This is a genomic window from Streptomyces sp. NPDC001970 (assembly GCF_053594115.1).
In genome coordinates this window covers 1-21,790 of sequence record NZ_JBSFDW010000011.1, presented here as the reverse complement: position 1 = coordinate 21,790, position 21,790 = coordinate 1, and the positions used below count along the sequence as shown (strand labels likewise).

The following is a 21,790-nucleotide window of genomic DNA, read 5'->3' as shown; positions in this document are numbered from 1 at the left end:
GCGCCATCGGCCGATATCCCGCCGCCGTCGGCTGGTTCACCGGGCGCCATCGGCCGATATCCCGCCGCGGTCGGCTGGTTCACCGGGCGCCATCGGCCGATATCCCGCCGCCGTCGGCTGGTTCACCGGGCGCCATCGGCCGATATCCCGCCGCGGTCGGCTGGTTCACCGGGCGCCATCGGCGCTACGGGGCGCCTACAGGTTCTTCAGCGCTTCCCGCACGGAGAGCGGCGCGAGCCGGTCGCGGGCGCCGGTGACGAAGTCGCGCACCGCGTCCGGGTCGGTCTTGGCGTACTCGCGCAGGCTCCAGCCGATCGCCTTGCGGATGAAGAAGTCGCTGTGGCCGGACTGGCGGAGGCAGTACCGGAAGAGCCGTTCCGCGTCGGTGGCGCCCTTGTGGCGGAGCTGGTGGAGCAGGGCGGTGCGGGCGATCCAGAGGTCGTCGTCCTCGATCCACTCGTCCATGACGGGCACCAGCCGCGGATCGGCGGCGACGAGTCCGCCGACGACGTGCGAGGCGAGTGCGTCGACGGTGTCCCACCAGGAGACGGTGGTGATGAGGTGCCGGACGACCGGCAGGAATCCGGAGGAGCAGCGTCCGACGTGGCGGCCCAGATAGTCGACGGCGAAGTAGTGGTACTCGCGCTCGGGCAGCGCCCAACAGCGGAGTGCGACGGCCGTGCAGTCGGCCTCGGCCGGTCGCGGGGTGCCGTCGAGGACGGTCCGGGACAGGGCGCGCCGCTCGGGTGTGCGGATGCCGAGGAACGGCGCGACGTCCTTCATGTACGCGGCGGCCTCCACGGCCCTGGCCGGGTCGGCCGCGGCGGCGTACGTGGTGGTGAGCCGCTCCAGCACGGTGTCGGCGAGGGCGCTGCGCGGGGTGGCCGGGGGCGTCATGCGGCACAGGTTACGGCGATCAGCGGGGTGTGTCGGTTACTCTCCCCGGATGCTCGACCCCGTCCCCGGGCCGCGCGACGGCCTCGCTCTCCGCTGCAGCCGGGCCCTCGTCTCCCCCTGGGCCCGGCTGGCGCTGCTCGTGCTGCTGCTGGCGTGCGCGGCCTCCGCGATGGTGCTGTACGAGCCGCAGCGGCTGCTCGCCGCGGAGCGGCCGTTCCAGATGAGCGGCGGCGCGGCGGTGGTCCTCTTCGGCGCGGCGTACGGCCTGTGCACGGCGGCGTTCGTGCCGCGGCCCCTGCTGAACCTGGCCGCGGGCGCGCTCTTCGGCTCCCAGGCGGGCCTTGCCGCCGCGCTCGCCGGAACGGTCATCGGCGCGGGCATCGCGTTCACCCTGGGCCGCGTGCTGGGGCAGGACGCGCTGCGGCCCCTGCTGCGCGGCCGCTGGCTGACCGCGGCGGACGGCCAGCTCAGCCGGCACGGTTTCCGCTCCATGCTGGCCCTGCGGCTCTTCCCCGGCATTCCCTTCGCGGCTGCCAACTACTGCGCCGCGGTGTCCCGCATGGGCTACGTGCCCTTCCTCCTGGCGACGGCACTCGGCTCGATCCCCAACACGGCGGCCTACGTCGTGGCGGGCAGCCGCGCGGCCTCGCCGACCTCGCCGGCCTTCCTCGCGGCGACGGGCTTCATCGCGGTCTCGGCCGCGGCCGGCGCGCTCCTGGCCTGGCGCAAACGCCACCGCCTGCGCGCCACCTGACCCCGTCGAACCCCGTCGGACCCGTCGGACGCGTCGAACCGGACGCCTGCGGCGGGCTCCCTCCCCGCGCCCCGCCCTCCCGCAGTGTCGCTCTGCGACTCCGCAGCGTGGGGCTCCGCCCCGGATCCCGCGGGCATGGAGGCGCTGGACTCCCGTGCAGCCCGTACGGCGCTTGAGGAGGGATCCCGCCTCCCCGTCGGGCCCGGCGCCTGTCAAGCCCGTCCGACCCACCGGTACCGGACGCACCGATCAAGCCCGTCCGGCGCTTGAGGACGGACACGCGGGCCACCCGCGGAGACCGGGAACGCCCCCGGGGGTTCTGGGGCGAAGCCCCGGATCGAGGGGCGGGGCGGGGACAAGCCCGCCGAAGGCGTCCCCGCGCCCCGCGTGCGCGGGACCTGCGGGACGTACAGCGCCTACACCGCCTCCAGGATCGTCGCGTTCGCGAGCCCGCCCGCCTCGCACATCGTCTGCAGCGCGTAGCGCGCGCCACGCGCTCGCATCGCATGGACGAGCGTGGTCATCAGGCGGGTACCGCTCGCACCGAGCGGATGCCCGAGGGCCAGCGCCCCGCCGTGGACGTTGAGCCGCGACGGATCCGCGCCCGTCTCCTGCAGCCACGCGAGGACGACGCTCGCGAAGGCCTCGTTGACCTCGAAGAGGTCGATGTCGTCGAGGGCGAGCCCGGCGCGCTTCAGCACCTTCTCCGTGGCCGGGAGCACTCCGGTCAGCATCAGCAGCGGATCGGAGCCGGTCACGGCAAAGCTGTGCAGCCGGGCGAGCGGCCGCAGACCGAGGCGCTCGGCGGTGTCGCCCGACATGATGAGCACCGCCGAGGCCCCGTCGTTCACGGGGCTGCTGTTGCCCGCCGTGACCGACCACTCGATCTGCGGGAAGCGCTCGGCGAAGGCCGGGTCCCCGAAGGCGGGCCGCAGCCCGGCCAGGACCTCGGCCGTCGTTCCCGGCCGCACGCTCTCGTCCCTGGTCAGCCCGGCGACCGGCGCGACCTCGGCGTCGAAGAGCCCGTCCGCCCAGGCCGCGGCCGCCCGCTCGTGCGAGGTCACCGCGAACGCGTCCATCGCCTCACGCCCGATGGACCACTTCGCGGCGATGAGCTCGGCGCTGATCCCCTGCGGCACCAGCCCCTCCGGATACCGCTCGGCGACCCCCGGCCCGAAGGGGTCGGCGCCAGGCGGCACGTTCGACCACATCGGTACGCGGCTCATCGACTCGACCCCGCAGGCGATGACGACGTCGTACGCCCCGGCCATGACGCCCTGCGCCGCGAAGTGCACGGCCTGCTGGGACGAGCCGCACTGGCGGTCGACCGTCGTGGCGGGCACGGACTCGGGGAACCCGGCGCCCAGCCACGCGTACCGCGTGGTGTTCATGGCCTGCTCGCCGACCTGGTCGACGGTGCCGCCGACCACGTCGTCGACGAGGGCCGGATCGATTCCGCTGCGCTCGACGAGGGCCCTGAGGGTGTGGGAGAGCAGCGCGACCGGGTGAATCTGTGCGAGCGCACCGTTCGGCTTGCCCTTCCCGATCGGCGTACGGACTGCTTCGACGATGACGGCATCACGCATGGAGCGCGCTCCTCGTTCACGGCACGGCACGACACCGCTGCGCGCGGAGCGTGCGTGAGTTGGAAAACTGGACTCACCGGCTACCCAACGGTATCCAAGTAGGTTGGGAATTCCAACCCACCCCCTCTAAGCTGGACCCATGAAGGCCTCGCGACCCTGTTCCATCGCCGACACGCTCACTCTCGTCGGCGAGAAGTACGCCCTGCTCGTCCTGCGCGAGGTCTTCCTCGGCGTCCGCCGTTTCGACCGGATCGCCCGCAACACCGGTGCCCCTCGCGACGTCCTCACCGCCCGGCTGCGCCGCCTCGTCGAGGCCGGGGTGCTGAAGAAGGTTCCGTACAGCGAGCGCCCGCAGCGCTTCGAGTACGTCCCGACGGAGGCCGGCCGCGAACTGCAGTCCGTCCTGCTGACCTTGATGGCCTGGGGCGACCGGCACCTCGCGGAACACCCCCCGATGGCCCTGGAGCACTCCTGCGGCGAGCAGCTCACCCCGGTCGTCGTCTGCGCGTCCTGCGGCGACGAGGCGACCCCGGACACCCTCACCGCGCACGTCCGCACGCCGGGCTGGACGGTGTCGGGCCCCACGGACGACTGAGGCCCACCGGACGGCGGGGTCTGCGCCCCCACCGCGCCATCTCCTCGCCCGGAAAGCCGAGTTGACGCCGCGGACCGCGGAGCACCGCCGCCGCGTCACGGAGCGCCGTCCCGACCTGCGGACCCGGCCGGCGTGCAACTGCCGACTCAGGAAGGGCGGCCGGGGGTTGATCTTGCGCGGGGGCCCTGTGCGACAGCCCGCCCGCAGGCCGGAAATCCGATGACGCTACGCTGCCACGGGCCGGACGCATGATCGCGGTCCGCACCGTACATTCCAACCTGACCAGCACTTGGATGGCTTAGCTTTCATGTCGTGGTTCGAATCACTCATCCTCGGGCTCGTCCAGGGGCTGACCGAGTTCCTGCCCATCTCGTCCAGCGCGCATCTGCGCCTGACGGCGGCGTTCGCAGGCTGGCACGACCCGGGTGCGGCGTTCACCGCGATCACCCAGATCGGTACGGAGACGGCCGTCCTGATCTACTTCCGCAAGGACATCGCCCGCATCGTCTCCGCCTGGTTCCGCTCCCTGACGAACAAGGCCATGCGCCGTGATCACGACGCGCAGATGGGCTGGCTCGTGATCATCGGCTCGATCCCGATCGGAGTGCTCGGCGTCACGCTCAAGGACCAGATCGAGGGCCCCTTCCGGGATCTGCGGCTGATCGCCACCACGCTCATCGTGATGGGCATCGTGCTCGGCATCGCCGACCGCCTGGCGGCCCGCGACGAGACGGGCGGCAAGCACCGCGCGATCAAGCACCGGAAGTCACTGGAGGAGCTGACCGTCAAGGACGGTCTGATCTACGGCCTCTGCCAGGCGATGGCCCTGATTCCGGGCGTCTCCCGCTCGGGCGCCACGATCAGTGGCGGTCTGCTGATGGGTTACACCCGCGAGGCCGCGGCCCGCTACTCGTTCCTGCTCGCCATCCCGGCGGTGCTCGCATCCGGCCTGTTCGAGCTCAAGGACGCCGGCGCGGGCGGGCATGTGTCGTGGGGGCCGACCATTTTCGCGACGATCATCGCCTTCGCTGTCGGATATGCGGTGATTGCCTGGTTCATGAAGTTCATCACCACCAAGAGCTTCATGCCCTTCGTCATCTACCGGATCCTGCTCGGCATCCTTCTCTTCGTCCTCGTCGGCACGGACACGCTCAGCCCTCACGCAGGCGAATCGGCGGGCTGAGGCCGAGGGCCCCCGCGCCCGCCCGGTGGCTGTCGCCCGTGTGCGCCCGGCGCGGCGGGTCGAGGCGAGCGAGGGTGTGCCGCATACGCTCACGCCGTGTTCAACGTCACGGCGATCCTGAAACGGCTGGTCATCGGGCGCGCGCTGCGCAGCGAGGAGCTGGGCGAGACACTGCTGCCGAAACGGCTCGCGCTGCCGATCTTCGCCTCGGACCCGCTCTCCTCGGTCGCGTACGCCACCCAGGAGATCCTGCTCGTGCTCACACTCGGCGGCCTGGCCTATCTGCACTTCACGCCCTGGATCGCGGCCGCGGTCGTGGCGCTGATGACGGTCGTCGTCCTCTCGTACCGCCAGGTGGTCCACGCATATCCGAGCGGCGGCGGCTCCTACGAGGTGGCCTCCACCAATCTGGGCCCCTCCGCGGGCCTCGTGGTCGCCGCCTCTCTGCTCGTCGACTACGTGATGACCGTCGCCGTGTCCGTGGCCTCCGGCGTAGACAACATCATCTCGGCCATTCCGGAACTGGCCGAGTACCGGGTGCTGATGGCGCTCGTCTTCGTCGCCCTCCTCACCGCGACGAATCTGCGCGGGGTGCGGGAGTCGGGCCGCGCGTTCGCCGCCCCGACCTACCTGTTCATCGCCGGCGTGCTGATCATGTGCGGGACGGGACTGCTCCGCTATCTGCTCGGTGACGCTCCCGTCGCCCCGACCGCCGCGTACGGCATCGAACCGGATCCGGCCGACGCGAACCTGATGGGTCTGGCTCTGGTCATGCTGGTCCTGCGCGCGTTCTCCAGTGGCTGCACGGCCCTGACCGGAGTCGAGGCGATCTCCAACGGCGTGCCGGCCTTCCGCAAGCCCAAGCCGAAGAACGCGGCCACCACCATGGCCGCCATGGGCCTCATCGCCATCACGATGTTCGTCGGTGTCACGACGCTCGCGATCGTCGCCAAGGTGCGCATCGCCGAGGACAGCTGCAGCCTGACGGGGCTGCCCGACTGCGAGAACTACACCCAGCGCACGGTGATCGCCCAGCTGGCGGCTTCGGTCTTCGGCGGCGAGAGCAGCTTCGGCTTCTACTACGTCCAGGCCGCCACCGCACTCGTGCTGATCCTCGCGGCGAACACCGCCTTCAACGGCTTCCCGCTGCTCGCCTCGATCCTCGCCCAGCACCGCTACCTGCCGCGGCAGCTGCACAACCGCGGTGACCGGCTGGCCTTCTCCAACGGCATCCTGGCCCTCGCGATCGTGGCTGGACTGCTCCTGTGGACGTACAAGGCGAATGTCACCAGCCTCATCCACCTGTACATCCTGGGCGTGTTCACCTCCTTCACGCTCTCGCAGACCGGCATGGTCCGGCACTGGAACCGGGAGCTGCGCACGGAGACCGACCGCGCCGTGCGCCGGCGCCACCACATCGCCCGGATCATCAACGCGACCGGCGCGGTCGTCACCTGTGTGGTGCTGGCCATCGTGCTCGCCACCAAGTTCACCCAGGGCGCCTGGCTCGCGGTGCTCGCCGGGATCGTGCTGTGGGTGACGATGCGGGGCATCCGCCGCCACTACGACCACACGGCGGCCGAGCTCGCGGTCACCGACCCGCGCGCCGAACTGCGCCCGCCCTCCCGGGTGCTGGCGATCGTGCTGGTCTCCACCCTGCACAAGCCCACCCTGCGCGCGCTCGCCTACGCCCGTGCCCTCCGTCCGGACCGGCTGGAGGCGCTGACCGTCGCCGTCGACCGGGATGCGTCAGCGGCCCTGCAGCGGCAGTGGGAGGAGTACGGCATCGAGGTACCGCTCAAGATCCTCGACTCCCCGTACCGGGAGATCACCAGTTCGGTGCTGGTGTACGTCCGCTCCATCAGGCGCGAGAGCCCCCGGGACGTCGTCGCCGTCTTCATCCCGGAGTACGTCGTCGGGCACTGGTGGGAGAACCTGCTGCACAACCAGTCCGCGCTGTGGCTGAAGAGCCGGCTCCTCTTCACCCCCGGGGTCATGGTCACGAGCGTGCCCTGGCAGCTGAGCTCCTCCGCCCATGCCGACCACCCGGCCGCCCGCGCGCCCGGAGCGGTCCGCCGCGGCGAGCCCGTCGGCCGTTACCGGAAGTGATCCCGGATCCTGCATGGCCTCTTGGCGTGACGCGTCCGCTGACCCACACTTGGCCGATGACGCAGCGCGTGAATCTCGCGACGGTGATGGACCGGCTGGCGATCGACGACGTGATCACCGGCTACGCGGTGGCCGTGGACGACGCCGACTGGACCGGCTACCGGGCCCTGTTCACCCCGGACGGCCGTGCCGACTACCGCGGCTCCGGCGGTATAGAGGGCCCTGCGGCGGAGGTCGCGGACTGGCTGGCGGAGACGATGCGGCTGTTTCCCGTACGGCAGCATCTGATCGTCAACCGGCGGGTGCGCATCCAGGACCTCGGCGGCTATCCGGGCGACGGGGCGGACGTCCAGGCCGACTACGTCAATCCGATGCGGCTGGAGTCGGGGGACGACTTCGTCTCGGGCGGGCGGTACGCGTTCGGTCTCGCGCGTACGGACAGTGGGTGGCGGCTCCGTTCGGTGACCGTGCACGAGAAGTGGCGGCACGCCGCTTTCCTGGCCGCTGCCACCGACTGATCCGAGTCCACCGGTGGATCCGGGGCCGCCGCCCGACCCGGAGCCGCGGCCTGATCCACGGCCACCGACTCCTCCGGTGCCACCCACTGTTCCGGTGCCACCCACCGATCCGCGGCCGCCGGCCGGCCCGGCCGATCACCCGGGCACTGTCCCGGTGCGCGCCTCTCCTTCACACTGGAGGCACACTGCTCCCGGGGCTCCGGGCCCTCGGGTCTGGGCGAGGAGGCGCGGTATGCGGGTTCCGGTCGGCCGGCGGGAGCAGCTGACGAGGCTGCCGTCGTCCCCGTGGTGGCGTGGCGCTGGCGTGTTCGTGGCGGGCGCGCTGCCCGCGCTCGCCTTTCCGGCGCCGGGGCTGTGGTGGTTCGCGTATGTCGCGCTCGTGCCGTGGCTGCTGCTGATCCGTACGGCTGCGACGGGCCGGCGCGCGATGCTGGACGGCTGGCTCGGCGGCACCGGTTTCATGCTGGCGATGCACCACTGGCTGATGCCGAACCTCCATGTGTTCATCCTGCTGATCGCGGCGCTGCTCGGGCTGCTGTGGGCGCCCTGGGGGTGGCTGGTCCGCTCGATGCTGGGCGCGGCGGGCAAGGCGGTCGGAGCGCCGTCGGCGGGCCGGGCCGCCGCCGCGATCGCCGTCGTGCCGTCGGGCTGGCTGATGGTCGAACTGGTCAGGTCCTGGGAGGGGTTGGGCGGCCCGTGGGGCCTGCTCGGGGCCAGTCAGTGGGAGGTGCCGCCCGCGCTGCGGCTCGCCTCGGTGGGCGGGGTGTGGCTGGTGAGCCTGCTGGTGGTGGCGGTGAACACGGCGGTGGCGCTGCTCCTGGCCGTCCCGACGGCGCGCGTCCCCGCGGTGGCGGGCGCCTGCGCGTGCGCGCTGGCCGTCGGGGCGGTGTGGCTGTGGTCGCCGCGGCCCGAGCGGAGCGGCGACATGGTCCGGGTCGCCGTCGTCCAGCCGGGGGTCGTCAACGGGGTCGGCGGCGCCGACCGGCGCTTCGCCCGCGGCGAGCAGCTCACCCGGGAGCTGGCGGGCCGCGACGTGGATCTCGTGGTGTGGGGCGAGAGCAGCGTCGGTGTGGATCTGGCGGCGCGGCCCGATTACGCGGCGCGGCTCGCCGCGGTGTCCCGTGAGGTGGGCGCCGACGTGCTGGTCAATGTGGACGCGCGGCGCTCGGACGAACGGCCTGGGGGTCCCCCCGGCGGAGCGAGCGGGAGAATCTTCAAGACCACGGTGCTGGTGGGCCCGGACGGGCCGACCGGGGACCGCTACGACAAGATGCGGCTGGTCCCGTTCGGTGAGTACGTCCCGGCCCGTGCGGTGCTGGGCTGGGCCACGTCGGTGGGCAAGGCTGCCGGCGAGGACCGCATGCGCGGCAGCCGGCAGTCCGTGATGGTGCTGCAGGACGGCGAGGGCAGCGCCGGGCTGCGCGTGGGGCCGCTGGTCTGCTTCGAGTCGGCGTTCCCCGACATGAGCCGCCGGCTGGTCAGGAGCGGTACCCAGCTGCTGGTCGCGCAGTCCGCGACGTCGACCTTCCAGGACAGCTGGGCGCCCGCGCAGCATGCCTCGCTCGCGGCGCTGCGGGCCGCGGAGACCGGCAGGCCGATGGTGCACGCCACGCTCACGGGCATCAGCGCCGTGTACGGGCCCGAGGGTGAGCCCCTGGGTGAGCGGCTGGGCACGGATGCCCGTACCGCCGCCGTGTACGAGGTGCCGCTCGCCCGGGGCACGACGCCGTACGTCCGGCTCGGCGACTGGCCGGTGTACGGCGCGCTGGCGGTGCTGGCGGCGCTGTGCGCGAGCGAGGGCCTGCGCGCTCTCAGGAAGCCTGCTCCAGAGACTGCCGAACCACCCGCTCACACAGCTCATGGCTCAGCAGTGCGTCCTGGGCACTGAGGAACTTGCCCGCGCGGACGGCGTCGAGGAAGGCGGACACGCACTGCTCGATGCCGCGCTGGCGTGCCACCGGTACCCAGTCGCCGCGCCGCCGCACGGTGGGCTGACCCTTGTGGTCGATGACGTCCGCGAGATTCACGACCTCCCGCTTGGCGTCCTGGCCTGCGACTTCGAGGATCTCCTCGGTGGAGCCGTTCAGCCGGTTCATCATGCCGATCGCGGTGAAACCGTCGCCGGAGAGCTGCAGGACGACGTGATGCATGAGTCCGTCGCGGATCCGCGCCCGCACGTCGGTGTGCTCGACCGGGCCGGGGAGGAGGAAGCGGAGGGTGTCGACGACATGGATGAAGTCGTCGAGGACGAGGGTGCGCGGGTCCTCGGGGAGGCCGATGCGGTTCTTGCGCATGAGGACGATCTCGCGCGGGTGCTCGAGGCACTGGGCGTAGCCGGGGGCGAAGCGGCGGTTGAAGCCGACGGCGAGGCTCGTGCCGGTCCGCTCGGAGAGCTCCACCAGACGCTGGGATTCGGCGAGTTCGTAGGCGAGCGGCTTGTCGACGTACGTCGGTACGCCGGCCTCCAGCAGCCGCGCCACGAGCTCGGGGTGGACGGGCGTGGGGGCGTGCACGAACGCGGCGTCGAGGTCCTGGGCGAGGAGCGAGTCCAGGGTGGTGTGGCAGTGCGCCCCGGGGATGTGGTGGGCCGCCGCGATCCGGTCGAGGGTGGCCGGGGTGCGGGTGTGCAGATGCAGTTCGACATCCGCGCGGGTGGTGAGCACCGGCAGGTACGCCTTCTGCGCGATGTCTCCCAGCCCGATACAGCCGACCTTCACCGTTGGCCTCCCTCTCGCGTCATCGCGTTGCCGTGTGTGTCCCCGCCGTTCCGGCAGCATACGTGTGCTGCGGCGGCCGCCAGTCGGCGATGCCGTCGAAGCTGCGCAGGACGAGGCCGGGGCCGAAGCGGGAGACGGCCGCGACGAGTGTGTCGCGCACGGCGACGGCGGCGGGGCTGCTCAGCATGGCCATGCGGCCGGTCCTCGTGGCCTGCCGCACGATCCCCATGGTGCGCGGCAGCCGGTCCCGGGTGTACACGGGCAGGCCGCGGACGACGTGGCCGCGGCCCGCGTGGTGGGCGAGCACGATCGCGTCCTCGATGGCCTGGTTGCCGCCCTGGCCGAGGGTGGGCTGCATGGCATGGGCCGCGTCGCCGACGAGGGCGACCCGGCCGTGGTGATAGGCGGGCAGCGCCTCGGCCATGTGGTGCACGTCGTGGCGCAGCACTCCGTGGGGCTCGGCGGCCGCGATGATGCCGGGAATGGGCTCGTGCCAGTCGCCGAAGCGGCGGAGCAGCTCGGCCTTCTCGCTGTCCGGGGCGCGCCCGCCGGCGGGTGTCACGGCGGCGGCGTAGGCGTAGATGCGTCCGTCCTTCAGCGGCTGGGTGCCCCAGATGCGGCCACGTCCCCAGGTCTCGTGCGGGGCGAAGGGCCGGCCGGGTGCGGGGGCGACGAGGCGCCAGGTGGTGAAGCCGGAGTACCGCGGCCCGGGGTGGGCGGGGAACAGCGCGTGGCGCACGGCGGAGTTGATGCCGTCCGCGGCGACGACGAGGTCGGCCTCCAGGTCGCCACCGGGGGTGGTGACGACGGCCGGGCGCCCTTCGTCGCCCGCGTCCGTGAGGGTGGCGCTCGCTCCGGTCCTTACGGCTCCGCCGGGCAGTGCGGAGGTCAGGATGTCCACGAGGGTCGAGCGGTGCAGCAGGACGAGCGGGCCGCCGAAGCGCTCGGTGGTGACGGCGCTGTCGGTGCGGTTCAGCCAGCGGCCCCGGGGGGTGCGCAGACCGCCGTCGCCCTGCCAGGCGGAGAGGGACCTGACCTGCTCGCCGAGGCCGATGACGTCGAGGGCGCGCTGCGAGTTGGGGGCGAGGCCGATTCCGGCGCCGACGGGGGTGAGGGCGGCGGAGCGCTCCAGAACCGTGATGTCCCAGCCCTGCTGATGCAGGGCGACGGCGGCGGTGAGTCCGCCGATGCCGCCTCCGACGACGACGGCACGCCGAGCGCGGGTCCGGCCCATGACTCCTCCTCGGTACTACATCTGTAGTGACCTCGTCACCGTACTACAGATGTAGTGCGCGAGATAGGTTGTCCCCATGACCGCACGCACGTCCGCCACCGCCCGCCCCGAACTGATCGCCGACGCCGCGCTGACCCTCCTCGCCGAGCGGGGCATGCGCGGGCTCACCCACCGGGCGGTGGACGAGGTGGCCGGGCTGCCGCAGGGCTCGACGTCGAACCACGCCCGCACCCGGCAGGCGCTCCTCGAAGCGGCCGTGCGCCGCCTGGCGGAGCGTGAGGCGCAGGTGCTCGCCCCGGACGAGATGCCGGTCCCCCGGGGCGGCGCGCACGACCTGACCGACGCGCTGGCCCTCGCCCTCCACCGCTATCTCACCGATCACCCGGGGCTGCTGGTGGCCCGCTACGAATTGGCCCTGGAGGCCACCCGCAGACCCGAGTTGCGCGCGTACTACGACCGCACGGGCGCGGCGTTCCGCGAGCCGCTGGTGGCGTTGATGACGGGAGCCGGCTCTGCCGAGCCGGAGCGGCACGCCCTGTCGCTGGTGGCGTGGTGCGAGGGGCTGATGTTCTCGTGCGCGGCCGGGTCGTACCACGCGCAGGTGCCCGGCAGGGCCGAGCTCAGGAAGGGCTTCCGGGAACTGCTCCGCGGCATGCTCGGGGACGCGGACGCGGACGGGCGCGCGAACGGGATTCGCGGCACGGACGGGGACCGACGCACGGAGGAGGGTCCACGCACGAAGGGGGATCACGGCACGGACCGGGATCACGGCACGCCCGCCGGTTAATGCCTGGCCACGGCTCGGACCGATCCGCGAGGATGCCCGTCATGACGACCACCGATCTTCGTACCGAACCCTCCACCGTCGCCGGCGAGCGCGCCATGCTGGAGGGCTTTCTCGACTACCACCGCGAGACACTGGCCATGAAGTGCGCGGGGCTCGACGACGCACAGCTGCGCCGGGCTCCCCTCGCGCCCTCCGAGCTCTCGCTCCTCGGCCTCGTACGGCATCTGGCGGACGTCGAACGCCACTGGTTCCGGCGGGTGCTGGCGGATGAGCAGGCCCCGCCTCTCCACTACTCCGAGGCGGACCCCGACGGCGAATTCCATGTCGGGGAGCAGGACACCTGGAACGAGGCGCATGCCACGTGGCGGGCCGAGATCGCCAAGGCCCGCGAGGCGGCCGCGTCCCGCACGCTCGACGACGTCTCGACGCGGAAGGGGCAGGCAGGTGAGCCGTTCAGCCTCCGCTGGATCTACACCCACATGATCGAGGAGTACGCCCGCCACAACGGGCACGCCGATCTCATCCGCGAGCAGATAGACGGCGCGACGGGCGAGTAGCCCGGACCGGGCGGCGCGACCGGTCAGCCTTCGGCCAACTGCCGGTACAGCCGCGCGATCGCCGCCCGCACGCCGTCCCCGTACCCGTCGTCGCCCAGGGCGTCCGACGCCGCACGAGCGCGGTCGAGATGGGCGCGCGCGGCCTCCGGGCGCTGCAGCTTCACATAGTCCGCGGCGAGATTCAGATGCAGCGAGGGGTACATACCGCGCACCGCGACCGCCGAGTCGTGCCACGCCAGGCGCTCGCCGGTCAGCCCCTCCGCCGCGGACAGCGCCCGCAGGTCCCAGGCCAGCTCGTCCCCGGGATCGTCCTGCGTGTCCGCCATGTAGTGCGCGAGGGTGCAGCGGTGCAGCGGGTCGCCGGCCTCACCGATCTGCGTCCACAGCTCCCCGAAGCGGTTCCGCGCCTCCTCGCGGTCCCCCGCGTGGAGCAGTATGACCGCCTGCCCGATCCTGGTCATGACGGCGTCTTCCGACGTCTCGTGCTGCTCCCTCACCGCGGCCTCCAGCGCCTTGATCGCACGAACATGCGTCTCCAGACGCTAGCGGCCACCACCGGCTTTCCGGCACAGGCTCGGAGCGGGGCCCGAGCCTGTCAGCCAGGTGCGCGAACCGTCAGCCGAGGTCGAGGATGCGCCAGTCGACGGGCTCGTGCCCCTGGGCCGCGACGGCCTCGTTGATCTGCGTGAACGGGCGGGAGCCGAAGAACTTCTTCGCGGACAGCGGCGACGGGTGGGCGCCCTTCACCACCACATGGCGCTGCTCGTCGATCAGCGGCAGCTTCTTCTGCGCGTAGTTGCCCCAGAGGACGAAGACCGCAGGGTCGGGCCGCGAGGCCACGGCGCTGATCACCGCGTCCGTGAACTTCTCCCAGCCCTTGCCCTTGTGGGAGTTGGCCTCGCCGGCCCGCACCGTCAGCACCGCGTTGAGCAGCAGGACGCCCTGCTGGGCCCACGGCATCAGATAGCCGTTGTCGGGCACGGCGTGCCCCAGCTCCCCCTGCATCTCCTTGTAGATGTTCCGCAGGGAGGGCGGGGTTTTGACGCCCGGGCGCACCGAGAAGCACAGGCCGTGGCCCTGGCCCTCCCCGTGATACGGGTCCTGGCCGAGGATCAGCACCTTGACCCGGTCGAAGGGCGTGGCGTCCAGCGCGGCGAAGACCTCCTCGCGCGGCGGGTACACCGGCCCCTTGGCGCGCTCGTCCTCGACGAAGTCGACGAGTTCCTTGAAGTACGGCTTCTGGAGCTCCTCGCCGAGGACGCCGCGCCAGGACTCGGGCAGCATGGCGGTGTCGGTCACGTCAACAACCTCCGGTATGCGATCAGTTCTCTGATCCGGTTCTCTGATCACAGAACCTACCCGCGACCACTGACAACCGCCGACGGCGGCCGGGCACAGGGCCCGGCCGCGGCCTGCTACCAGCTGGTCTTCCGGTGCAGCTCCCACACCTGCATGATCGTCTGCGGGTCCATGGCGCGCTCGCAGCCCGCGATCTCCTCGCTGGCGGCGATGTGCAGCTTGCCCTGCCAGAGCGGAAGCAGCCGGACGTCCTCCACGAGGATGTCCTGCGCCCGTTCGAACTGCTTGGACACGGCCCCGCGGTCGCTCTCCTTGCGGGACAGCGTGAGCTGCTGGGCGATCTCCGGGCTGTCGTACGGGGTGCCGAGCGCGTTGTTCTTGCCGACGAACGGCGCGACGAAGTTGTCCGGGTCCGGGAAGTCCGGGAACCAGCCTCGGCCGAACACCGGGTACTCGCCGTTCTTGTAGCCCGCCTGGAACTCCTTCCAGGGCTTGCTATTCAGCGTGATCTTGAACAGTCCCGACGCGTCCAGCTGCCGCTTGAGCTCGGCGAACTCGGGAGCGGTCGACGAGCCGTAGCGGTCCGTGGTGAACCAGAAGGTCAGCTCGACCGGTTCGTCGATCCCGGCCTCCCGGAGGATCTCCTTGGCCTTGTCGACGTCCGGGTCGCCGAACGTGTCGAAGAAGCTGGTGGTGTGCCCGGCGATGCCCTTGGGGACCATGGAGTACAGCGGCTCGGCCGTACCCTGGTAGACCTTGGCGACGAGCGCCTCACGGTTGACGACCTGAGCGATCGCGCGGCGCACCGGGAGCTTGGCCGAGGCCGGGTCCTTGGGGTTGAAGACCAGGTAGCGGATGTCGGCGCCGACGGTCTCGACGACCTGGAGGCCCTCGTTCTGCGGCTTCTTCTCCTGCAAGGCGATGACCTCCTCCGCGGTGAGACCTCGGTTGGTGACGTCGATCTCCTTGTTCTTCAGCGCGGACACCATCGCTTCGGAGTCCTTGAAGTAGCGAATGGTGACGGCTTCGTTCTTGCGGTCGGCGAACCCGTTGTAGGTGGGGTTCTTCGTCAGCCGGGCCTCGGAGCCCTCCGTGTACGACTCCAGGCTGTACGGGCCGGAGCCGAGGAGCTTGCCGTCCTCGCGGAGCTTGTCCGCCGGGTACTCGGCGGGGTCGACGAGGGACATCGCGGGCGTGGCGAGGATGAACGGGAAGGTGGCGTCCGCCTTGGTGAGCCGGAAGGTGATCGTGCGGTCCCCTTCGGTCTCCACCTCTCCGAGGGATCCGAGCAGTCCGTTGGGACCGCCGTTGACGTTGATCTTCTGGATACGGTCGATGGAGTGCTTGACGGCGGCGGCGTCCAGCGTGTGCCCGTTGGAGAATTTAAGGTTTTCGCGCAGCGTGCACTGGTACGTCGTACTGGTCGGATCGGTGAATTTGCAGCTCCGAGCCGCGTCGGGCTGCGGACTCGTGCTCCCGGTCGGGAAACTCAGGAGTGTCTGGAACACATTGCGGTAGAGCTCCCACGAGCCGTCCCACGCGGCGGCTGGATCGAGTGTGCTGGGCGCACTCGTCGTGCCGACCACCACTGGCTTGGCCCCATCGGCGTCTTCCTCCGAAAACAGACCGCATCCCGTTATCAGGGATATGGACGCAAGGGCTGCAGCCGCCCGCAGCATCGTCCGGTTGAACACGTGCACGCTCCTCGTTCAGCCATGGGTCGGCGAACCATACCGCAGTGCCCCGCCGGATCAACGAGGAGGTCCGGCGGGGCACTTGAGCTAATCCTGAGCCATTCAGGCACAAACCGGCTCAGTGGACTCCGGCATTCAGGAAAATACCCCCGTCGACCACGAGAGTCTGCCCCGTGATCCAGTCCGACTGGTCGGAGGTGAGAAACGCGGCGGCTCCGCCGATGTCCTGGGGAACGCCGAGCCGACCCAGCGGATAGGCCGCGGCGGCCTCCGCTTCCCGGCCCTCGTAAAGGGCTTCCGCGAACTTTGTCTTGATCACGGCGGGTGCGATCGCATTGACCCGGACGACCGGGGCGAATTCATGCGCGAGCTGGAGGGTCAGATTGACCATCGCCGCCTTGCTCATGCCGTACGCCCCGATGAACGGGGACGCGGAGATCCCGGCGACCGATGCAATGTTCACGATTGCACCGCCGTTCTCCTTCTGCCAGGCCTTCCAGGTCTGCTGGGCGAAGCCGAGGGCCGAGATCACATTGGTTTCGTAGACCTTGCGGGCCACCCCGAGGTCGAGTTCGGCCATCGGGCCGAAGACGGGGTTGGTGCCGGCGTTGTTGACGAGGAAGTCGACGCGGCCGAAGGCCTCCATCACGCGCTCGACGGCGGCCGCCTGGTGCGCCTCGTCATGCGCCTTGCCCGCGACGGCGATCACGCGGTCGGCGCCGAGCTGCTCGACGGCCTCCTTGAGGGCGTCCTCGCCGCGGCCGGTGATGCAGACGCGGTCACCGCGGGCGACGAACGCCTCGGCGACGCCGTAGCCGATGCCCCGGCTGCCGCCCGTGACGAGGGCGACCTTGCCGGAGAGCGGGGGAAGTTCCTGTGCGGTCATCTCTGTCATCTCCGGTTCAGTTGAGCGGGCCGCCGGCCACGTACATGACCTGGCCGGAGACGAAACCGGCGTCGTCGCCCGTGAAGAAGGCGATCGCGTTGGCAACGTCCTCCGGCCTGCCGACCCGCTGCACCGGGATCTGCGTGGCCGCCGCGGCCTGGAACTCCTCGAAGCCCATGCCGACGCGCGCGGCCGTCTGGGCCGTCATCTCGGTGACGATGAAGCCCGGGGCGACGGCGTTGGCGGTGACACCGAACTTGCCGAGCTCCTTGGCGAGGGTCTTGGTGAAGCCCTGCAGACCGGCCTTGACGGCGGAGTAGTTGGCCTGGCCCCGGTTGCCCAGCGCCGAGCTGGAGGACAGCGAGACGATGCGGCCGAAGCCCGCGTCCACCATGTGCTTCTGGCAGGCCTTGGCCATCAGGAACGCGCCCTTGAGGTGCACGTTCATCACGATGTCCCAGTCGGACTCGCTCATCTTGAAGAGCAGGTTGTCGCGCAGCACGCCCGCGTTGTTGACGAGGATCGTCGGGGCGCCGAGCTCGTCGGCCACGCGGGCCACGGCAGCCTCCACCTGGGCGGAGTCCGAGACGTCGCAGCCGACGGCGACGGCCTTCCCGCCGGCCGAGGTGATCTTCTCGACGGTGTCCTTGCAGGCCGCCTCGTCGAGGTCGAGTACGGCGACGGCACGGCCCTCGGCCGCCAGGCGCACGGCGGTGGCGGCGCCAATGCCGCGCGCCGCTCCCGTCACGATCGCGACGCGCTGCTCGGTGGTGGACATGGTTTGGTTCTCCTCGCCCTCGGATCCCTTGGATACGGCTCGCCCGGCACGGCCTGGCGCATCACCCCGAGGGGGTGAGCGACCGCTTAGTACCTTCAACAGACGAGACGCTAGAAGCCCTGGCACCCGGTGTCAACGGCACACCGGGTGCCCCCGGTCACGCGTCCCGTCCGATGGGCCCGTTCAGCGCACCAGTACATCGAGCAGCCGCTCGACCTCGGCCTCGGGGTCGGCGGTCAGGCCGGTGTGGACGGGCCCGGGCTGGACGACCGTGGAGCGGGGCGCGATCAGCCAGCGGAAGCGCCGGCCCGCGTCGTCCCGCGCCGCCTGTCCCGCGTCCTCGCCCCCCATGCACACGCCCTCGACGGCGTGCAGCGCGGCCCGTACGCCCATGACGTCCGCCTGCGGGTCCAGCACCCTCAGCTTGGCCTCGTCCAGGTGCGTACGGGCGGCAACATAGGACCGGGCGCGGCAGTAGACCACCACGCCGGCGTTGAAGCACTCGCCCCGCTCGACGCGCGGCACGACGCGCAGCAGCGCGTACTCGAAGACATCGCGGTCGCTCACTTGCCCCCGCCCTTCTTGCTCGTGTGCGGCCATGCGGTGAGGTGGTCGGTCAGCCAGCCGGGCGCCTGCGAAGGCCGGGGCTCGGAGGGTGCGCTCAGGGTGATCCGCTCGTGGATGGTCGCGGCCCGCGACAGGAGGGCCTCCACATAGGCGCGGCGCAGCGCGTCGGTGGAGTCGAAGCCGGGCTCGTCGACCAGCCATTCGTCGGGGACGTCCGCGGCCGCTTCGGTCAGCAGCTCCTCGGTGACGCGCGGGGCCAGCTCGGCGGCCGCGGCCGAGATGTCCGGCGCGAAGGGCGCGAGGGCGTGGTCGGAGGCGTCGTACGGCTTGGCGGCGGAGGCCTGCGCGCCAGGCCAGTTGTGGTGCCAGATCATGGTGGCACCGTGGTCGATGAGCCACAGGTCGCCGTGCCAGACGAGCATGTTGGGGTTGCGCCAGGACCTGTCGACGTTGTTGATCAGCGCGTCGAACCAGACGACCCGGCCCGCCTCCTCGGCGCTCACCTCGTACGCGAGCGGGTCGAAGCCGAGCGAGCCCGGCAGGAAGTCCATCCCGAGGTTGAGGCCGCCGCTGGCCTTCAGCAGCTCCTGCACCTCCTGGTCCGGCTCGGACAGGCCGATGACCGGGTCGAGCTGGATCTGCACGAGCTCCGGGACCCGCAGTCCGAGCCGCCTCCCGAGCTGTCCGCAGATGACTTCGGCGACCAGGGTCTTGCGCCCTTGTCCGGCCCCGGTGAACTTCATGACGTACGTACCGAGATCGTCGGCCTCGACGATGCCCGGGAGCGAACCGCCCTCACGCAGGGGCGTGACGTAGCGGGTCGCTGTGACTTCGGTAAGCATTTTCCCAGGCTATACGGCCGGACCCCCTGGAAATCCACGGACCAGGTAGGCGTCGCGCAACCTGGGGAATCGCGTCCGATCAGCACTGGGGAGAATCTGGGGAGTTTCGACTTGCCTGCTGGTCAGCCCGACTCCCCAGCACCCCGTCAAGCATGGCACGCCCCTTCGTCCCGGCTTCCGGCATGAAGTGGGCATAGTAACCAAGGGTGACAGTCGGCGAGGAGTGCCCGAGCCACCGCGCGACCGTCACCACGGACTCCCCTGCCTCCAGCATGACCGAGGCATAGGTGTGCCGCAGCACGTGGAAGCCGTCCTTTGGCGCCGCCTCCCACTGCCACTGCTTGGCCCCTTTCGCGCGCGGCGGGATGATGCCGGCCTTGGCCAGCGCCGGCTTCCAGGTGTGGGTGTTCGACGTGTTCACGGCCGCGGCATTGCCGAACCGCGTGGTGAGCAGAAGGGAAAACTTCCTCCGCGGCCTGTCCGCCCGGGACGATCCTGAACGACCTCGGCTACGTCGACGAGCGCATCCACGACCTGAAGCAGTCGGGTGCGACCACACGGTTCTTCCTCGACCTGCGTGACAAGGGCGGACGGCTCTGCTTGGAGGGCTCGGCGGCCGGCGAGAAGACCGTCGTCGACAAATGTGTAGCCCCGGTGTCCGGCCCGTTCACGCCAGGAAAGCGGAATCAGTGACCATCAGCTTGGCGTGATCGGAGCCCGGTGCCACAGTCACTCACACTTCGGTGAGACGAATCTTCTGGTCATCAGTCTTCGGTGACAACGATCAACCTTCGATGAGACGGGAGTGCGCCACGAAGTATCACTTGGAGGACGCCGTCCCGCTGTCCGTAGGCCAGGAGTGGTCCGGCTACGCCGCCCAGGTCTCCGACGCCGTCGACCGCATCGAGGCCACCCTGCCGGGCCTGTACGAACTGGCTGTAGGAGGGACCGCGGTCGGCACCGGTCTCAACGCCCCCGAGGGCTTCGGTCCCCGGGTGGCACAGGAGATCGCACAGCTGGCCGACTACCCGTTCGCCACGTCCTCCAACTCCTTTGCCGCCCAAGGCAGCCTGGATGCCATGGTGGCGGCTTCGGCCGGACTGAGGGCTCTCGCCGTGCCGCTGATGAAGATCGCCAACGACATCCGCTGGCTCGCCTCCGGCCCCCGCTGCGGCATCAGTGAACTCGCCCTGCCTGCCAACGAGCCAGGCAGTTCCATCATGCCCGGCAAGGTCAACCCAACCCAGTGCGAAGCGATGGTCATGGTCTGCATCCAAGTCCTGGCCGAGGACAGCGCCATCGCATTCGCCGGCACCCAGGGCAACTTCGAACTCAATGCCATGCGGCCCGTCATCATCAACAACTTCCTGCACTCCGCCCGCATTCTCGGAGACGCCAGCGAGAAGCTGCGAACCTACTGCATCGAAGGCGTCGAGCTGCATCGCCAGCAGATCGACGACTACCTCTCCCGCTCCTTGATGCTCGTCACCGCACTCTCGCCGGAGATCGGCTACGACAAAGCCAGCCAGATCGCACACAAGGCGGAGGACGAGGGGACCACACTGCGCGAAGCCGCCCTCGCCACCGGCTACATCACAGCACAGGACTTCGACCGGATCGTCGACCCCAAGAAAATGGTCCACCTCACGGTTGCTTCGTAGCGGACCGCAAGCTTGTCGTAGCGAGTCGCGACTGCGCGATGTTGCCGTTGGCGAACTGGTGCTGGAGGCGCTCCCCCTCGATGTCGAAGTCGGGGTTCTCGGCCTGACGGGCCTGGTCCTCGGCCCCGGCGGCAGCCGAGGGGTCGGGTCGCCAGTGGACGGCCAGGGCAGCCGCCCGCGGCGAGGCGTCTCGGCCGCTGTCTGTTCGGCCTGCTGGGCCATCTGCCGGTGTGCTACTCGCCTGCAGTCGGCAAGAACCGCGCGATCACGCGCCCGATCTCGTCCTCAGCCGGCAAGGCCGGCAGCGGTCCAGCGGCACGGACCGGTCCTGCGACGGGATCTCCAACAATTACAGGTACTTCGCCGGACCGTTTACGTCTCCGCCCGAGGCACCTGCATCGACGTGCGCGGAGGCCTGAACAAGCGACGGGGAGACCGTACACCGGCGGCGCCGAGGGGGTGCACTGCGGCTGAGCCCGGTTCGCCGCCCTGCCTCGAGCGCATGACGGAGCCTGCCGCATTCCTTCTGGCGGGGGCACCGACGAAATGCTCTGGTCAGGCTCGGCGCACAGGCGCTGCCTGGTACCTGTCGGGATCGAACTCGTCCGGGTTGAGCCAGTGCCGGAGGTCTCGGCTCGCTGAGGGGTGCAGGGTGAGCACATTGCCCAAGCGAGGCTCGGCACCTCGCTCGGTGCTCACGGTCGTGGAGGCGCGGGATCGAATTCACCACGCTCGACCTTGAGCATCCCGAGAAACTGCCCGTCTCGCCGCGCACAGTCATCGACGACAACATCGGGTTCCGACGGGGGTCGTGAAAACCGCAGCCTGAGTCGCGGATACGCCGGAGTCTGCAACGGCGTATCCGCGCACGTGTGAAAAAGGGCGCGGTCGACGAGGCATACGGCCGGCCGTGTGCGTGCGGGTTCGCTCCATCGGCCCGGGCCACGGCCGACAAGAAGGGAATGTCCGCGCCGGTGCAACCAACCGACAGGCGGTCCCGTCGTGTTGCCGGGGCCGTATGGCCGGTAGCCGCAGGCAGGCGAACGGGGGCCGGGCCGACCACAAGGCCGCCGCAGCCCCCGCTCGGGATGCTGTCCCCTGCATTGTCCCCTCCTCAAGCCGCACA

At 70.6% G+C, this 21,790-nt stretch carries 20 protein-coding genes and 1 pseudogene; 9 read left to right on the top strand and 12 right to left on the bottom strand.

From position 1 onward, the window contains the following. Nucleotides 1-195 precede the first annotated feature (195 nt). Nucleotides 196-897: a DNA alkylation repair protein gene (locus tag ACWCP0_RS15805; RefSeq protein WP_451079378.1), complete on the bottom strand. Its 702-nt coding sequence runs from the start codon at nt 895-897 to the stop codon at nt 196-198. 49 nt (nt 898-946) lie between these two features. Between ACWCP0_RS15805 and ACWCP0_RS15800 the strand changes: the two genes are divergently transcribed. Then, nucleotides 947-1,651, top strand: a complete 705-nt coding sequence (locus tag ACWCP0_RS15800; protein ID WP_451079377.1) for a TVP38/TMEM64 family protein — start codon at nt 947-949, stop codon at nt 1,649-1,651. Between the two features lie 416 nt (nt 1,652-2,067). Here ACWCP0_RS15800 and ACWCP0_RS15795 read toward each other — a convergent pair whose 3' ends face one another. After that, nucleotides 2,068-3,237, bottom strand: a complete 1,170-nt coding sequence (locus ACWCP0_RS15795) for a thiolase family protein (protein WP_451079376.1) — start codon at nt 3,235-3,237, stop codon at nt 2,068-2,070. Nucleotides 3,238-3,376: 139 nt separating this feature from the next. Between ACWCP0_RS15795 and ACWCP0_RS15790 the strand changes: the two genes are divergently transcribed. The 5 genes from ACWCP0_RS15790 (at nt 3,377) to lnt (ending at nt 9,530) form a co-directional block, all read left to right on the top strand. Next, entirely contained in the window at nt 3,377-3,832 is a 456-nt protein-coding gene (locus tag ACWCP0_RS15790) for a winged helix-turn-helix transcriptional regulator (RefSeq protein WP_451079375.1), read from the top strand. A gap of 307 nt (nt 3,833-4,139) precedes the next feature. Then, nucleotides 4,140-5,015, top strand: coding sequence for an undecaprenyl-diphosphate phosphatase (locus ACWCP0_RS15785; protein WP_451079374.1), 876 nt, complete (start codon nt 4,140-4,142; stop codon nt 5,013-5,015). A 96-nt stretch (nt 5,016-5,111) separates the two neighbouring features. Further along, nucleotides 5,112-7,124 (top strand): APC family permease, encoded by a 2,013-nt coding sequence (locus ACWCP0_RS15780; RefSeq protein WP_451079373.1) that lies wholly within the window; start codon nt 5,112-5,114, stop codon nt 7,122-7,124. A 56-nt stretch (nt 7,125-7,180) separates the two neighbouring features. After that, on the top strand, nt 7,181-7,642 hold the full coding sequence (locus ACWCP0_RS15775; RefSeq protein ID WP_451079372.1) for a nuclear transport factor 2 family protein: 462 nt from the start codon (nt 7,181-7,183) through the stop codon (nt 7,640-7,642). A gap of 232 nt (nt 7,643-7,874) precedes the next feature. Further along, nucleotides 7,875-9,530, top strand: a complete 1,656-nt coding sequence (lnt, locus tag ACWCP0_RS15770) for an apolipoprotein N-acyltransferase (RefSeq protein ID WP_451079371.1) — start codon at nt 7,875-7,877, stop codon at nt 9,528-9,530. Here lnt and ACWCP0_RS15765 read toward each other — a convergent pair. Together ACWCP0_RS15765 and ACWCP0_RS15760 are read right to left on the bottom strand one after the other, a co-directional pair. Further along, nucleotides 9,454-10,359, bottom strand: coding sequence for a Gfo/Idh/MocA family protein (locus ACWCP0_RS15765; protein WP_451079370.1), 906 nt, complete (start codon nt 10,357-10,359; stop codon nt 9,454-9,456). The genes lnt and ACWCP0_RS15765 overlap by 77 nt on opposite strands. 19 nt (nt 10,360-10,378) lie before the next feature. After that, nucleotides 10,379-11,593, bottom strand: a complete 1,215-nt coding sequence (locus ACWCP0_RS15760; protein ID WP_451079369.1) for an FAD-dependent monooxygenase — start codon at nt 11,591-11,593, stop codon at nt 10,379-10,381. 76 nt (nt 11,594-11,669) lie between these two features. Between ACWCP0_RS15760 and ACWCP0_RS15755 the strand changes: the two are divergent. Beyond that, a pseudogene (locus ACWCP0_RS15755) lies at nt 11,670-12,254 on the top strand (TetR/AcrR family transcriptional regulator); the annotation flags it as partial. Between the two features lie 167 nt (nt 12,255-12,421). Next, on the top strand, nt 12,422-12,937 hold the full coding sequence (locus tag ACWCP0_RS15750; RefSeq protein ID WP_451079368.1) for a DinB family protein: 516 nt from the start codon (nt 12,422-12,424) through the stop codon (nt 12,935-12,937). A gap of 23 nt (nt 12,938-12,960) precedes the next feature. On the opposite strand, the gene ACWCP0_RS15745 is transcribed toward ACWCP0_RS15750, so the two are convergent. The 8 genes from ACWCP0_RS15745 to ACWCP0_RS15710 all read right to left on the bottom strand — a co-directional run bounded on the left by ACWCP0_RS15745 (nt 12,961) and on the right by ACWCP0_RS15710 (nt 19,424). Then, nucleotides 12,961-13,434, bottom strand: coding sequence for a hypothetical protein (locus tag ACWCP0_RS15745; protein WP_451079367.1), 474 nt, complete (start codon nt 13,432-13,434; stop codon nt 12,961-12,963). A gap of 118 nt (nt 13,435-13,552) precedes the next feature. After that, nucleotides 13,553-14,236 carry a uracil-DNA glycosylase gene (gene ung, locus ACWCP0_RS15740; protein WP_451079366.1) on the bottom strand — a complete coding sequence of 228 codons (684 nt, stop codon included), beginning with the start codon at nt 14,234-14,236 and terminating at the stop codon, nt 13,553-13,555. 116 nt (nt 14,237-14,352) lie between these two features. Further along, entirely contained in the window at nt 14,353-15,930 is a 1,578-nt protein-coding gene (locus ACWCP0_RS15735) for an ABC transporter substrate-binding protein (RefSeq protein ID WP_451079365.1), read from the bottom strand. Nucleotides 15,931-16,048: 118 nt separating this feature from the next. Further along, nucleotides 16,049-16,816, bottom strand: a complete 768-nt coding sequence (locus ACWCP0_RS15730) for an SDR family oxidoreductase (protein ID WP_451079364.1) — start codon at nt 16,814-16,816, stop codon at nt 16,049-16,051. A 16-nt stretch (nt 16,817-16,832) separates the two neighbouring features. Further along, nucleotides 16,833-17,594 (bottom strand): 3-oxoacyl-ACP reductase FabG, encoded by a 762-nt coding sequence (gene fabG / locus ACWCP0_RS15725; RefSeq protein WP_451079363.1) that lies wholly within the window; start codon nt 17,592-17,594, stop codon nt 16,833-16,835. A 183-nt stretch (nt 17,595-17,777) separates the two neighbouring features. Continuing rightward, entirely contained in the window at nt 17,778-18,161 is a 384-nt protein-coding gene (locus ACWCP0_RS15720) for a DUF3037 domain-containing protein (protein WP_451079362.1), read from the bottom strand. Next, nucleotides 18,158-19,003, bottom strand: a complete 846-nt coding sequence (locus tag ACWCP0_RS15715; protein ID WP_451079361.1) for a HipA family kinase — start codon at nt 19,001-19,003, stop codon at nt 18,158-18,160. The genes ACWCP0_RS15720 and ACWCP0_RS15715 overlap by 4 nt, the downstream gene beginning before the upstream one ends. A gap of 79 nt (nt 19,004-19,082) precedes the next feature. Then, nucleotides 19,083-19,424: a tyrosine-type recombinase/integrase gene (locus ACWCP0_RS15710; RefSeq protein WP_451079360.1), complete on the bottom strand. Its 342-nt coding sequence runs from the start codon at nt 19,422-19,424 to the stop codon at nt 19,083-19,085. Between the two features lie 403 nt (nt 19,425-19,827). On the opposite strand from ACWCP0_RS15710, the gene ACWCP0_RS15705 reads away from it, so the two are divergent. Then, nucleotides 19,828-20,664, top strand: a complete 837-nt coding sequence (locus tag ACWCP0_RS15705; RefSeq protein WP_451079359.1) for a lyase family protein — start codon at nt 19,828-19,830, stop codon at nt 20,662-20,664. The last annotated feature ends 1,126 nt before the right edge of the window (nt 20,665-21,790 follow it).

Coding starts and splice junctions, on each gene's coding strand:
- ACWCP0_RS15805 (WP_451079378.1), bottom strand. CDS start 897: ATGACGCCCCCGGCCACCCCGCGCAGCGCCCTCGCCGACACCGTGCTG.
- ACWCP0_RS15800 (WP_451079377.1), top strand. CDS start 947: ATGCTCGACCCCGTCCCCGGGCCGCGCGACGGCCTCGCTCTCCGCTGC.
- ACWCP0_RS15795 (WP_451079376.1), bottom strand. CDS start 3,237: ATGCGTGATGCCGTCATCGTCGAAGCAGTCCGTACGCCGATCGGGAAG.
- ACWCP0_RS15790 (WP_451079375.1), top strand. CDS start 3,377: ATGAAGGCCTCGCGACCCTGTTCCATCGCCGACACGCTCACTCTCGTC.
- ACWCP0_RS15785 (WP_451079374.1), top strand. CDS start 4,140: ATGTCGTGGTTCGAATCACTCATCCTCGGGCTCGTCCAGGGGCTGACC.
- ACWCP0_RS15775 (WP_451079372.1), top strand. CDS start 7,181: ATGACGCAGCGCGTGAATCTCGCGACGGTGATGGACCGGCTGGCGATC.
- lnt (WP_451079371.1), top strand. CDS start 7,875: ATGCGGGTTCCGGTCGGCCGGCGGGAGCAGCTGACGAGGCTGCCGTCG.
- ACWCP0_RS15760 (WP_451079369.1), bottom strand. CDS start 11,593: ATGGGCCGGACCCGCGCTCGGCGTGCCGTCGTCGTCGGAGGCGGCATC.
- ACWCP0_RS15750 (WP_451079368.1), top strand. CDS start 12,422: ATGACGACCACCGATCTTCGTACCGAACCCTCCACCGTCGCCGGCGAG.
- ACWCP0_RS15730 (WP_451079364.1), bottom strand. CDS start 16,816: ATGACCGCACAGGAACTTCCCCCGCTCTCCGGCAAGGTCGCCCTCGTC.
- fabG (WP_451079363.1), bottom strand. CDS start 17,594: ATGTCCACCACCGAGCAGCGCGTCGCGATCGTGACGGGAGCGGCGCGC.
- ACWCP0_RS15715 (WP_451079361.1), bottom strand. CDS start 19,003: ATGCTTACCGAAGTCACAGCGACCCGCTACGTCACGCCCCTGCGTGAG.